This window comes from Alphaproteobacteria bacterium (assembly GCA_030740435.1).
Taxonomy (GTDB): Bacteria; Pseudomonadota; Alphaproteobacteria; order UBA2966; family UBA2966.
Map to the genome: position 1 here is coordinate 1 of JASLXG010000180.1, position 12,397 is coordinate 12,397.

General features: G+C 66.0%; 15 protein-coding genes and 1 tRNA gene. 14 read left to right on the top strand and 2 right to left on the bottom strand.

Annotation, left to right across the window (positions count from 1 at the left end; all coding sequences use genetic code 11):
• Positions 1-224: 224 nt before the first annotated feature.
• The 6 genes from ribB to QGG75_17480 all read left to right on the top strand — a co-directional run bounded on the left by ribB (position 225) and on the right by QGG75_17480 (position 6,697).
• On the top strand, positions 225-1,346 hold the full coding sequence (ribB, locus tag QGG75_17455) for a 3,4-dihydroxy-2-butanone-4-phosphate synthase (GenBank protein MDP6069017.1): 1,122 nt from the start codon (positions 225-227) through the stop codon (positions 1,344-1,346).
• 2 nt (positions 1,347-1,348) lie between these two features.
• Positions 1,349-1,810 carry a 6,7-dimethyl-8-ribityllumazine synthase gene (gene ribH / locus QGG75_17460; GenBank protein MDP6069018.1) on the top strand — a complete coding sequence of 154 codons (462 nt, stop codon included), beginning with the start codon at positions 1,349-1,351 and terminating at the stop codon, positions 1,808-1,810.
• Positions 1,807-2,325 (top strand): transcription antitermination factor NusB, encoded by a 519-nt coding sequence (gene nusB, locus QGG75_17465; protein ID MDP6069019.1) that lies wholly within the window; start codon positions 1,807-1,809, stop codon positions 2,323-2,325. Before ribH ends, nusB begins: the two co-directional genes overlap by 4 nt.
• A 1-nt stretch (position 2,326) precedes the next feature.
• Entirely contained in the window at positions 2,327-3,301 is a 975-nt protein-coding gene (gene thiL, locus QGG75_17470; protein ID MDP6069020.1) for a thiamine-phosphate kinase, read from the top strand.
• Between the two features lie 24 nt (positions 3,302-3,325).
• Positions 3,326-4,495 (top strand): MFS transporter, encoded by a 1,170-nt coding sequence (locus QGG75_17475; GenBank protein MDP6069021.1) that lies wholly within the window; start codon positions 3,326-3,328, stop codon positions 4,493-4,495.
• A 111-nt stretch (positions 4,496-4,606) separates the two neighbouring features.
• On the top strand, positions 4,607-6,697 hold the full coding sequence (locus tag QGG75_17480) for a sodium-translocating pyrophosphatase (protein ID MDP6069022.1): 2,091 nt from the start codon (positions 4,607-4,609) through the stop codon (positions 6,695-6,697).
• Between the two features lie 220 nt (positions 6,698-6,917).
• On the opposite strand, the gene bamE is transcribed toward QGG75_17480, so the two are convergent.
• On the bottom strand, positions 6,918-7,385 hold the full coding sequence (gene bamE / locus QGG75_17485; protein MDP6069023.1) for an outer membrane protein assembly factor BamE: 468 nt from the start codon (positions 7,383-7,385) through the stop codon (positions 6,918-6,920).
• Positions 7,386-7,503: 118 nt separating this feature from the next.
• Here bamE and QGG75_17490 point away from each other — a divergent pair, with 118 nt between their 5' ends.
• The 8 genes from QGG75_17490 (at position 7,504) to QGG75_17525 (ending at position 12,115) form a co-directional block, all read left to right on the top strand.
• The gene (locus tag QGG75_17490; GenBank protein ID MDP6069024.1) at positions 7,504-8,139 is read left to right on the top strand and encodes a ubiquinol-cytochrome C chaperone family protein; all 636 of its coding nucleotides are present in this window, start codon (positions 7,504-7,506) and stop codon (positions 8,137-8,139) included.
• A 76-nt stretch (positions 8,140-8,215) separates the two neighbouring features.
• Positions 8,216-8,791 carry a DUF177 domain-containing protein gene (locus QGG75_17495; protein ID MDP6069025.1) on the top strand — a complete coding sequence of 192 codons (576 nt, stop codon included), beginning with the start codon at positions 8,216-8,218 and terminating at the stop codon, positions 8,789-8,791.
• 40 nt (positions 8,792-8,831) lie between these two features.
• Positions 8,832-9,017, top strand: coding sequence for a 50S ribosomal protein L32 (gene rpmF / locus QGG75_17500; protein ID MDP6069026.1), 186 nt, complete (start codon positions 8,832-8,834; stop codon positions 9,015-9,017).
• Positions 9,018-9,021: 4 nt separating this feature from the next.
• Positions 9,022-10,065, top strand: coding sequence for a phosphate acyltransferase PlsX (gene plsX / locus QGG75_17505; protein ID MDP6069027.1), 1,044 nt, complete (start codon positions 9,022-9,024; stop codon positions 10,063-10,065).
• A complete protein-coding gene (locus QGG75_17510; GenBank protein ID MDP6069028.1) occupies positions 10,062-11,039 on the top strand; it encodes a beta-ketoacyl-ACP synthase III in 978 nt (325 codons plus the stop codon). Before plsX ends, QGG75_17510 begins: the two co-directional genes overlap by 4 nt.
• A 117-nt stretch (positions 11,040-11,156) precedes the next feature.
• Positions 11,157-11,486, top strand: coding sequence for an integration host factor subunit alpha (locus QGG75_17515; GenBank protein MDP6069029.1), 330 nt, complete (start codon positions 11,157-11,159; stop codon positions 11,484-11,486).
• Between the two features lie 12 nt (positions 11,487-11,498).
• Positions 11,499-11,888, top strand: a complete 390-nt coding sequence (locus QGG75_17520) for a MerR family transcriptional regulator (protein ID MDP6069030.1) — start codon at positions 11,499-11,501, stop codon at positions 11,886-11,888.
• Between the two features lie 149 nt (positions 11,889-12,037).
• Positions 12,038-12,115 (top strand) — tRNA-Pro (locus QGG75_17525).
• On the opposite strand, the gene QGG75_17530 is transcribed toward QGG75_17525, so the two are convergent.
• Positions 12,094-12,397: hypothetical protein (locus QGG75_17530; GenBank protein MDP6069031.1), on the bottom strand; the 304-nt coding region annotated here is incomplete at its 5' end. The two genes, QGG75_17525 and QGG75_17530, sit on opposite strands and share 22 nt — an antisense overlap.

Here is a 12,397-nt window from a genome sequence, read left to right on the forward strand (position 1 = left end):
CGCCCCCAGGTGATGCGATCCGAAAGGAAAAGACCGAAGAGCGTAGTGGGACTACGCGCTTCGATCTTTTCCGTAGCGGGCGCGCGGCTGGGGGCGACCCTTCGGGCGGCGCTGTCGCACCGACAGGGTGCGTCGCGCCGCTTGCCCGATGTCCCACATCGCGCTATGCAGCGCTCCTACCCTGTCGGCGCGACAGCGCCGCGCAGGCCATGACCCGGTAAGAAATGCGGACTAGCTATCACGACTATCTCTCCTCCATCGAGGAGATCATCGCCGACGTGCGCCAGGGCCGCATGGTCATTCTGGTTGACGACGAGGACCGCGAGAACGAGGGCGATCTCGTCATCCCGGCCGAGATCGCCGACGCCGAGGCCGTCAACTTCATGGCCAAGCACGCTCGCGGGCTGATCTGCCTGGCGCTGACCGGCGAACGCATTGCCGAGCTCGAACTGCCCCTGATGGCGCACAAGAACGAATCGCGCCACCAGACCGCCTTCACCGTCTCCATCGAGGCCCGTGAGGGCGTCACCACGGGAATTTCAGCGGCCGACCGGGCCCGGACCATTGCCGCGGCCATCGACCCGGCAAAGGGAAAATCCGACATCAACAGCCCGGGCCACGTCTTTCCTCTGGTGGCCCGCGACGGCGGCACCCTGGTGCGGGCCGGCCACACCGAGGCGGCGGTCGATATCGCCCGCCTGGCCGGCTTCAACCCCTCGGGCGTGATCTGCGAAATCATGAACGAAGACGGCACCATGGCACGGCTGCCGGACCTGGTGACCTTCGCCCAGTTCCACGGCCTCAAGCTGGGCACCATCGCCGACCTGATCGCCTATCGCCGCCACAACGACACCTTGATCCGACGCACCCTCGAGACCACGCTGGAAAGCCGTTTCGGCAGCTTTCGCTTGATCGTCTACGTCAATTCGGTCGAGTACGCCGAGCACATCGCGCTGGTCAAGGGCGATCTTTCGGGCCATGATCCGGTGCTGGTGCGGGTCCACGCCTTCGACTTGCTGGACGACCTGCTGCTGGCCGAGGGCGGTCGCGGCGGCCAGTTGCACAGCGCCATGAGCGAGATCGAGCGCGCCGGCCGCGGCGTGCTGGTGCTGATCCGCGAGCCCCGGCGGTCCTCGCTTTCGGATTCGGTGCGCGATCGTCTGGGCGAGCCCCTCGAAGTGCCGCCGCAGTTGCGCGACTATGGCATCGGGGCGCAGATTTTGCTCGATCTCGGGGTTCGCGATATGGTGTTGTTGTCGAATTCCCAGCGCACCATCGTCGGCCTCGAGGGCTACGGCTTGAGCATCGCCGAACAACGTTCCATTCCCAAGCTGGAGGGCTTCTAACCATGGTTGACGCGCCCTACCTCCTGATCGTCGATGCGCGATTCTATCCCGACATTTCCGACGAGCTGGTGCGCGGTGCCCTGGGTGCCATCGAGGAGGTCAGGGGCAGCTACATGCGCGTCTCGGTGCCCGGCGCCTTCGAGCTGCCGGCTGCCATCCGCATGGCCATTCGCTCCATGGAGCTGGTCGGCGGCCGGCGGCGCTACGACGGCTACGTGGCTTTGGGCTGCGTCATCCGCGGCGAAACCAGCCACTACGATCACATCTGCGCCGAGGCGGCGCGCGGTCTCAACGATATCGCCATGAACTTTTCCGTGGCCGTCGGCAACGGCATCCTGACCTGCGAGACCCGCGAGCAGGCACTGGTCCGGGCCGCCACCAACCAGGGCAACAAGGGCGCCCAGGCGACCCGCGCCGCCATCGAGATGGTGCGGGTCAAGCGCGAGCTGATGCCGGCGCGATGAGCGTTGCGGCCGCGTCTTCCGATCCCAATTCCCGACCGGGGCGGCGCAGACTGGCCCGCCTGGGGGCTGTTCAGGCACTTTACCAGATCGAAATTTCGGCCACCCCGGTGGAACTGGTGATCGCCGAGTTCTTGGCCCATCGCCTGGGCCAGGAGCTCGACGGCGATCGCTATGGCGAGGCCGACGGCGATTTCTTCTCGCTCATCGTGCGCGGCGTCAGCGGCCAGCGCCAGGACCTCGACGACATGATCGCGGCGGCGCTCACCACCGCCTGGACGGTGGCGCGCCTCGACGCCATCCTGCGCCATATCCTGCGCGCCGGCGCCTTCGAGCTGGCCCAGCGTCCGGACGTGCCGGCGCGGGCCGTCATCAACGAATACCTCGATCTGGCCAAGGCCTTCTTCGACGGCACCGAGCCGCGCCTGGTCAACGGCGTGCTCGATCGCCTCGGTCATGTCCTGAGGCCCGAAGAATTGGGGCCGGCGGCGCAGGAGATGGCGGCCGAAAGTGGCTGAGCTGGGCCGGCGCGGCGAATTCGAATTGATCAACGAGATTTTTGCGCCGCTGGCCAGCGGCCACGAGCTGGCCTTCGGTTTGACTGACGATGCCGCGCTGGTACGGCCACGGCCGGGCTGCGATCTGGTACTGACCAAGGATGCCCTGGTGGCCGATGTGCATTTTCCCGCCGACGAGGCGCCGGACCTGGTGGCCCGCAAACTTTTGCGCGTCAACCTTTCGGACCTGGCGGCCATGGGCGCGGAGCCGCTGGGCTACCTGCTGGCCCTGGCCCTGCCGGCCGATCTGGGCGAAGGCTGGTTGGAGTCGTTTGCCGCCGGCCTGGCCAGTGACCAGGGCGAGTTCGACCTGGCGCTGCTGGGCGGCGACATGGTGGCGACGCCGGGCGCGCTGACGTTGTCGCTGACGGCGCTGGGCGAGGTCGAGGAGGGCCGCGCGCTGCGTCGCAACGGGGCCCGCCAGGGTGATCTCGTCTATCTATCGGGCAGCATCGGGGATGCTGCGCTGGGTTTGCTGGTGCTCAAGGGGGGATTGGCGGGACTGGACCGGCAAGCCGCTGGGGCGTTGCTCGATCGCTATCGGCTGCCGCGCCCGCGCCTCAAGCTGGGGCGGGCGCTGGGCGGTCTGGTCAGTGCCGCCAGCGATGTCTCGGATGGTCTGGTCGCCGATCTCGAACATATCTGCCAGGCTTCCGGCGTGGCGGCGCTGATCGAGGCGGCGCGTTTGCCGCTGTCGCCGGCGGCCGAGGCGGCGCTGGCGCTCGATCCGGCGTTACGGCGGCGGCTACTGGCCGGCGACGACTACGAAATCCTGGCCACGCTGGCGCCGGAGGGCGAGGCCGCGGCGGTGGCTGCCGCGGCCGCGGCCGGCGTGGCCTTTACCCGGATCGGTGAAATTCGCTCCGGCAGCGGCGTCAGCTTGCGCGACGCGGACGGCCGAATCCTCGAGGCCGGGGCCGGTTACCGGCATTTTTGAATTCCCGCCAAGGCAGCCGCTGGAATGAATAGAGCCCAACGCAACGTTGCCGTCCTGGCCGGCTGCCAGGCGCTGCTGCTGACCGGCAATGCCATCCTCATCGCGCTGAGCCCACTGGTCGGCTTTGCCCTGGCGCCCGACAAGGCCTTTGCCACGCTGCCTGTCACCAGCTACGTGGTGGCCACGGCGCTAAGCACGGTGCCGGCCTCGCTCTGGATGAAGCGGGTGGGGCGGCGCGCCGGCTTCATGACGGGAGCCGTGATCGGCATCGGGGCCGGGGCGTTGTCGAGCTACGCCATCTACAGCGGCGACTTTATGCTCTTTTGCGCCGGCACCGGCCTTGCGGGCCTCTACAACGCTTGTGGCCAGTACTACCGCTTCGCCGCCGTCGACGTGGCCAGCGACAGCTTCAAGAGCAAGGCCATCTCCTTCGTCATGGCCGGCGGCATCGTCGGTGCCTTCCTGGGCCCCGGCAGTGCCATCCTGACGCGTGACGTCTTTCCCGAGCACCTATTTCTCGGCTCCTACATGTCGACCATGATCTTTGCGCTGCTGGCCATCGGCCTGCTGACGCTGGTCGACATCCCACCGCCCGGCGAGCAAGAGCGCCAGAGCGGCGGTCGCCCCCTGGCCACAATCGTCGCCCAGCCCGTCTTTTTGGTGGCCGTGCTGGGCGGCATGATCGGCTACGGCGTGATGAACTTGGTGATGACGGCGACGCCGCTGGCCATGACGGCGTGCCAACATCCCTTCGACGATACCGCTATCGTCATCCAGTGGCATATCGTCGGCATGTTCGCGCCGGCCTTCTTCACCGGTTCGCTGATCAACCGCTTCAGTGTGCTGAAGATCATGCTCTGCGGCACGCTGTTGATGTTCGCCTGCGTCGCGGTGGCGCTTTCGGGCTTGGAATTCCTCTATTTCTGGACCTCGCTGGTGCTACTGGGGCTGGGTTGGAACTTCCTTTTCGTCGGCGGCACGACGCTGTTGACCGAGTGCTATGCGCCGGCCGAAAAGGCCAAGGTGCAGGCGGCCAACGACTTTCTCGTGTTTGGCACCGTGGCCGCCGCCTCGCTGACTTCGGGCACGCTTTTGCACCTGATCGGCTGGCACGCCGTGCTTTTGGGGGCGCTGCCCTTCCTGGCGTTTACCGGGCTGGCCTCGCTGTGGCTGCTGCGCCGCCGGGTGGCCTGAGCGCGGTTGCCTTTTGCTGGCTTCTCCCGTAAGTTCCGCGAGATTTTTTTGCCGCCAATAGGTGGCGTTTTTCGGCCCATTCGAGCCCCTTTGCCATGAGGATCTGAAGCCATGCCAACCATTTTGTGGTTCGTCTTCGCCTGCGGCGTCCTGGCCGTGCTCTACGGTGTCTATGCCAGTCGTTCGGTATTGGCTGCCAGCCCCGGCAACGAGCGTATGCAGGAAATCTCCCAGGCCATCCAGGAAGGGGCCAATGCCTATCTCAACCGCCAGTACACGACCATCGCCATCGTTGGCGTCGTGGTGCTGGTGGTGGTGTTCTTCTTCCTCGGCCTCAAGGCGGCCGTGGGCTACGCCATTGGCGCCGTGTTGTCGGGGGCTGCCGGCTACATCGGCATGAACATCTCGGTACGCGCCAATGTGCGCACCGCCGAAGCGGCGCGCCAGGGCTTGCAGGAAGGCCTGGCCATCGGCTTCAAGGCGGGTGCCGTCACCGGCATGCTGGTGGCCGGCTTTGCCCTGCTGGCGGTGGCCGGTTACTTCGGCGTGTTGCTGGCCATGGGCGGCGACCTGGCCGGGCGCGAGATCGTCGACGCCCTGGTAGCGCTGGGCTTCGGGGCCTCGTTGATTTCCATCTTTGCTCGTCTCGGTGGTGGCATCTTCACCAAGGGTGCCGACGTCGGCGCCGATCTGGTGGGCAAGGTCGAGGCCGGCATTCCCGAGGACGATCCGCGCAACCCGGCGGTGATCGCCGACAACGTCGGCGACAACGTCGGCGATTGTGCCGGCATGGCGGCCGACCTCTTCGAGACCTACGCCGTGACGGTGGTCGCCACCATGGTGCTGGCCTGGATCTATTTCAGCGGCGATACCGCCATGCAGCTGACGCTGATGCTTTATCCGCTGGTCATCGGCGGGGCCTGCATCATCGCCTCGGTGATCGGCACCTTCTTCGTCCGCCTGGGCGCCAGCCAGAACATCATGGGAGCGCTCTATAAGGGCTTTTTGGTCTCGGCCGTGCTTTCGGCCGTGCTCTTTTGGCCGGTCACCGACATGTTCGTCGGCATGGCCAGCACTTTCAGCATCAGCGGCAAGGCGGTCACCGGCCTCGACCTCTTCTTCTGCGCCATCCTCGGCCTGGTCATCACCGGCCTGATCATCTGGGTCACCGAATACTACACCGGCACCACCTATCGTCCGGTGCAGTCGATCGCGCGTTCCTCGACCACGGGCCACGGCACCAACGTCATCCAGGGCCTGGCCATCTCGATGGAGGCGACGGCCGTGCCGGCACTGATCATCTGTGCCGGCATCATCATCGCCTTCAACCTGGCCGGTCTCTTCGGCATCGCCATCGCCGTCACCGCCATGCTGGCGCTGGCCGGCATGGTGGTGGCACTGGATGCCTACGGTCCCGTCACCGACAATGCCGGCGGCATCGCCGAAATGGCCGATCTCGAGGAATCGGTACGCAACACCACCGATGCCCTCGACGCCGTCGGCAATACCACCAAGGCGGTGACCAAGGGCTACGCCATCGGCTCCGCCGGCCTCGCCGCGCTGGTGCTGTTCGCCGCCTATACCGAGGACCTCAAGGCCTTCTTCGGCGACGTCAAGGTCGACTTCACGCTGAGCAATCCCTACGTCGTCGTCGGCCTCTTCCTCGGCGGCATGTTGCCTTATCTCTTTGGCGCCATGGCCATGACGGCGGTGGGCCGGGCCGCCGGCTCGGTGGTCGAAGAGGTGCGGCGCCAGTTCCGCGAGATTCCCGGCATCATGGAAGGCACCGCCAAGCCCGATTACAGCCGTGCCGTCGATCTTTTGACCCGGGCCGCCATCAAGGAAATGATCGTGCCCTCGATGTTGCCGGTATTCGCCCCGATAGTGGTCTACTGGGTGATCCGGGCGCTGGCCGACCAGGGCGCCGCTTTCTCGGCGCTGGGTGCCATGTTGATGGGCGTTATCGTCACCGGCCTCTTCGTGGCCATCTCGATGACCGCCGGTGGCGGCGCCTGGGACAATGCCAAGAAATTCATCGAGGACGGCAACCACGGCGGCAAGGGCTCCGAGGCCCACAAGGCAGCGGTGACCGGCGATACCGTGGGCGATCCCTACAAGGACACCGCCGGACCGGCCATCAACCCGATGATCAAGATCACCAACATCGTGGCGCTCTTGCTGCTGGCCACGCTGGCGCATTAGGGTTTTTTGTAGCCCCTCACCGGGCGGGCGCTCCGCGCCCTTGGCCTCCGCCCCCCAGGGGGGCGGCTTAGCGCCGATAGCAGAGCGTGATTGTTGCTGCTTGGTCTTGGTGCAACAGGAGCGACCGCGACCCGCCGCCCCTGCGGCGCGCCCGCGCAGGCAGCGGAGCGCAGCTCCGCCGCCGTGAGCGACAAAAACCCTGATTGGATCGGAGATCCAATCAGGGCATACCGGGGCCCGAGCCCTCGTTGGTGAAGCGGCCGATGTTGCCGAAGATCTGCTGGAAGAGGCCAAGCTCCTTGCCCCGGGTCGGCGTCACCCGTTCCACCAGCTCGATCTTGCGGGCATCATCGAGGCCGTAACGTTCGATTTTCTCGACGATGCCGGTTTTACTGAAGCTGATGGCCAGGACCTGCTGCTTTAGAAGGTCCTTCTCGAAGAAGGCGAAGGTTTCCGTGTGCTTCGAGATGTAGTACCAGGTCGTGGTTTCGAAGGTGCCGACATTGGAGGGCGAGCCCAACAGGCGCAAGACATCGCTTTGGTTGCTGAGCTTGGGTTGGATCTTGGCGATCTGCTCTTCGTCGGGAACGTGGCCCTGGATATCGCTGAGCGGGGCGCAGGCGCCCAATACCAGAAGGCCGGCGAAAAGACCGGCGCGAAGACCGAGAGCTGATTTTCGGGGCCACATGAGCGCTGATCCGCCAAAAGGGTTCGGGAAGCGATTTCCCGGGGGGCCGGCTGCTGGCCGGCACCATGGCACCGCGGGGCGAGAGCTGTCAACGCTCTTGGCATTGGAGCGTTAAGTTATGGTTTTTAAACGATTTTTCAAGCGCGGCCAGGCCTCCGACGAAGTCTACCTGCTGTATCGCAGCGTCGTTGCCCAAGCCCGCGCGGCGGCTTTCTACGAGCACCTGGGCGTGCCCGACACGCTGGACGGGCGTTACGACCTGCTGGTGCTGCACTGCCATCTGGTGGCGCGGCGCCTGCGCCTCGAAGGTGAAGCCGGGGTGGCCCTGGGGCAGGCGCTCTTCGATCTCATGATGAGCGACATGGATCGGGCTTTGCGCGAGATGGGGGTGGGCGATCTCAGCGTCGGCTCCCGGGTCAAGGCCATGGCGCGGGCCTATTATGGCCGGGCCAAGGCCTATGACGAGGCTTTGGCGGCCGGCGAGGGGCCACTTTCCGCCGCCCTCGGGCGCAACGTCTACGGCACCCTGGGCGATGACCGGGGGCCCCAGGCGGCCCGCATCGAAGCCCAGCTGGCGGCGCTGACCAGCCATGTCCTGGCCCAGGTCGCGCATCTGGCAGCGGCCGGGCGCCGGGCGTTGCTGGCCGGAGAGATCGATTTCCTGCCCCCGCCGGAGGCGAATAGCGCCCCCGCCGGAGGTGAAAGCACCCCCACCGGAGGTGAAAGCACCCCCGCCGGAGGTGAAAGCAATTGACCGGAGCGACGATTTGACACTATTTTCCGGCCCTTCCGCGGCGGCGGGCGGAAGAGATCGAAATCGGAGGACGGCAATGGGCGTGCCTGAGGGCGAGTTCAGCCGCATCATCGAGAGCCAGCTGCTGGGTCTGGACGGGCGCAGTTTCGAGTTCGTCGCCGAGGCGGCGGAATGCCGGGCCTTGGCGGCGCGGCTGAATATCGTGGCGCTCGAATCCCTTTCCGCCACGGTGCGGGCGGAGCGGCTGCCCCAGACCCGGGGCATGCGCCTGCATATTCATTTCCTGGCCGATGTGGTACAGTCCTGCGTCGTAACCCTGGAGCCCATAGCCGCCCGCATAGACGAAAGGTTCGCAGCCGATTTTGTCCCCGAAAGGACGGCCGGCGGCAACCATACGGACCAAAGCGAGGTGACTTTTAGCGTCGACGACGAGGAACCATCCGAGGTCCTGCAACACGGCAAGGCCGATGTCGGCACCTTGATTGCCGAGCATCTGGCCTTGGCCCTGGAGCCCTATCCGCGCCGTCCAGGAGTGGTGTTCGAAGTCGCGGATGTGGACCAAGACGACACCGCGGTGGGGGTTGACGAAGAGGCCGAGGGAAGGCATTTACCGTTCGCCGAGTTGCGCAAGCGCCTGAACCCCGATACCTAGAAGACCGCCCGGCGGCGATGCAGAGTGAGAAAGTGAAGTCATGGCAGTACCGAAGAAGAAGAAATCCACTTCGCGGCGCAACATGAGGCGATCGCACGACGCCCTCAAACCGGCCGGTTACGTGGAATGCTCGAATTGCGGCGAATACAAGCGTCCCCACCATGTTTGCGAGGATTGCGGCCACTACGACGGCCGCGAGGTCGTCGAAGCAACAGCCTCGATATAGCTCCATGAGTTCAGGCCGCTGCATCGCCCTTGATGCCATGGGCGGCGCCGAGGCGCCGGCCATGGTGGTCGAGGGCGCGCAGTTGGCGCGCCAGCGCCATCCCGGGCTGCGTTTCATGCTGTTCGGCGATGAAGTGCGCTTGCGGCCGCTGGTGGCGCGTCAGGCCGGGCTGGCCGAGGCCGTCGAGCTCTGTCATGCCGAACAGGTCATCGACGATACCGACAAGCCCTCGCAGGCGCTACGCCGGGGGCGCCAGTCAAGCATGCGCCTGGCCATCGACGCCGTCGACCAGGGCCGCGCCGACGCCGTGGTCTCGGCCGGCAACACCGGCGCCCTGATGGCCATGGCCAAGGTGGTGCTGCGCATGCAGGAAGGCATCGCCCGGCCGGCCATGATCACCTTCTTTCCCACCTTGAGCGGCCGTAGTGCCATGCTCGATCTGGGTGCCAACATCGAATGCGACGTCGACAACCTGGTTCAGTTCGCCATCATGGGCGCTGCCTTCGCCCGCATCGAGCTGGGCAAGGAGCGTCCCACCGTGGGCTTGCTCAACGTCGGTTCCGAGGATCTCAAGGGCAACGAGACGGTGAAGGCGGCGGGCCAGATCCTGCGTGATTCGGATCTCGAATTCGAATTCCACGGCTTCGTCGAGGGCGACGACATCGGTGCCGGCACGGTCGACGTCTTCGTCACCGACGGCTTCACCGGCAACATCGCGCTCAAGGCCCTCGAGGGTACTTCGAGGCTCTATACCGGGTTTCTCAATCAGGCTTTCCGCTCCTCCTTGATGGCGGGGCTGGGCTATCTGCTGGCCCGGCCGGCGATCAACGCGGTGCGCCGCCGGGTCGATCCGCGGGAGCACAACGGGGCCATGTTCGTGGGCCTCGACGGCGTCGTCGTCAAGAGCCACGGCGGTACCGATTCGATCGGTTTCGCCAACGCCGTCGGTGTGGCGCTGGACATGGTCGAGGAACGCTTCAAGGAGCGCATCCAGGCCGATCTCCGGCGTTGCGCCCCGGCCGCCATACCCGAGGCCGCCGTTTCGTGACCGTGCGCCGCGCCCTGATCGCCGGCTGTGGGGCCTATCTGCCGGAACGCGTGATCGACAACGCCGAAATGGCCAAGCTGGTGGATACCTCCGATGAGTGGATCACCAGCCGCACCGGTATCCGCCAGCGCCATGTCGCGGCCGAGGGCGAATTCACCTCGCACCTGGCCGTCAAGGCCGCTTCCGCCGCCCTGGCCGCCGCCGATTGCCCCGCCGCCGAGGTCGATGCCATCGTGCTCGCCACCGCCACGCCCGACGAGACCTTTCCCGCCACGGCCACCGTGGTGCAGGCCGAACTGGGCATGGTCGGGGGCTTTGCCTTCGACGTGCAGGCGGTGTGCAGCGGCTTCATCTACGCCCTGGCGGTAGCCGACAATTTCATTGCCGCCGGCCAGGCCGAGCGCGTGCTGGTGATCGGCGCCGAAACCTTCTCGCGGATCCTGGATTGGAGTGACCGCACCACCTGCGTGCTGTTTGGCGACGGCGCCGGTGCCGTGCTGCTGGAGGCCCACGAAGGCAAAGGCGATGCCGGCGACCGGGGCATCCTGGCCTGCCAGCTGCATAGTGACGGCCGCCATCACGACATGCTCTATGTCGACGGCGGCCCCTCGTCGACCCAGAGCACCGGACACCTGCGCATGCGAGGCAAGGAGGTCTTTCGCCACGCCGTGACCAATCTTTCCTCGGTGGTTGGCGAAACCCTGGCCAAGGCCGGCCTGGCGAGCGACGACATCGACTGGGTGGTGCCCCACCAGGCCAACAAGCGCATCATCGACGGCACCGCGCGCAAGCTCAAGCTGGCCTCCGAGAAGGTTGTCGTCACCGTCGAGCGGCACGCCAATACCTCGGCCGCCTCGGTGCCGCTGGCCCTGGCCGAGGCTGTTGGCGACGGCCGTATCAAGGCCGGCGACGTGGTGCTGATGGAGGCCATGGGCGGCGGATTCGCCTGGGGCGGCTGCGTCGCACGGTGGTGAATCAGGGGGTTTTCACCGCCGATTCGCGTCTGACTTAAACGTCGCCCCGCATCCCTTTGATATTGACGAATTTCTTTGGCCGCGCTACCGTTGGGGCAATAACGGGAGGAGCAGGCCATGGCAGGACGCACCGTAACGCGGGCGCAGCTCAGCGAAGCGGTCTACCAGGAGGTCGGGCTGTCGCGCAACGAATCCGCCGATCTCGTGGAATCGGTGCTGGGCCGCATTGCCGACCGGCTGGTCGAAGGCGAGACCGTCAAGGTGTCGTCTTTTGGCAGCTTCTACGTGCGGGAAAAGGGCCAGCGCGTGGGCCGCAACCCGAAGACCGGCGAGGAAGTGCCGATTCTGCCCCGCCGGGTGCTGGTCTTCCGCCCCTCGCACGTGCTCAAGGACCGTATCAACCGGCTGCTGTCGCGCGGCGCGGCCTTCCTGAAGCCCTCGCTTTAGGGGCAGCCCGAGGTGGCCGAGCGACGCAGCGCGCGGCGGGTAGCCAAGTCTCCCGACGCTTTTCGCACCATTAGCGAGGTGGCCCAGGAGCTCGACGTGCCGCAGCACGTACTGCGCTTTTGGGAAGGCAAGTTCAGCCAGATCAGGCCGCTCAAACGCGGCGGTGGCCGGCGCTATTACCGGCCCGAGGACGTCGAGTTGCTGCGCCGCATCCGCAGCCTGCTCTACGGCGAGGGCTATACCATCAAGGGCGTGCAGAAGGTGTTGCGCGAATCGGGGCGGCGCGGCGATAGCACCCCCGTTGCCGGCGCCCCTTTGGGCCCCTCGCGTCGGGCCGAGCTGGAGGGCATCGTGGTCGAGCTCAGATCCTTGCAGGACATGCTTTCGCGGCGCCGCCGCTGAAACTCGGCAGTAGTTCAGGGTTTTGATTAAGATGTAATGTTAATGAATTGAGATTAAAGAGTTTTTGCTGAAAGACTTTGATAAGGCGCGGTCATTGCGGCGTCGCTCCGCCGACGCTATAGTGCGCCCCGCGGCAATGCCGCCAAGGTCGGAGCGTGGCGCAGTCTGGTTAGCGCACCACACTGGGGGTGTGGGGGTCGCAGGTTCAAATCCTGCCGCTCCGACCAATATTCCTTAGATCATCGGCCAAGCACGCGGACCTGATCGCGGCCCCCGCCGATACCCTAAACTTCATCGGCTTTTCGGTTGTGATCGACGGTCGGGCCCTCACCCCGAAGGTCGACGCGCGGGCGTTGCTGGCAGGCCGGGAAACGCTACGGACGTCGCCCGCGAGCGAGCGCTTGCCCTGATCGCCGCCGCCCCGCCCGAGGGCGTCCTCGACGAAGCCGCCAGACACGAGATCGCAGACCTCGTCGCCACCGCCGAGCGCCACATCCTGGAAGCCGCCA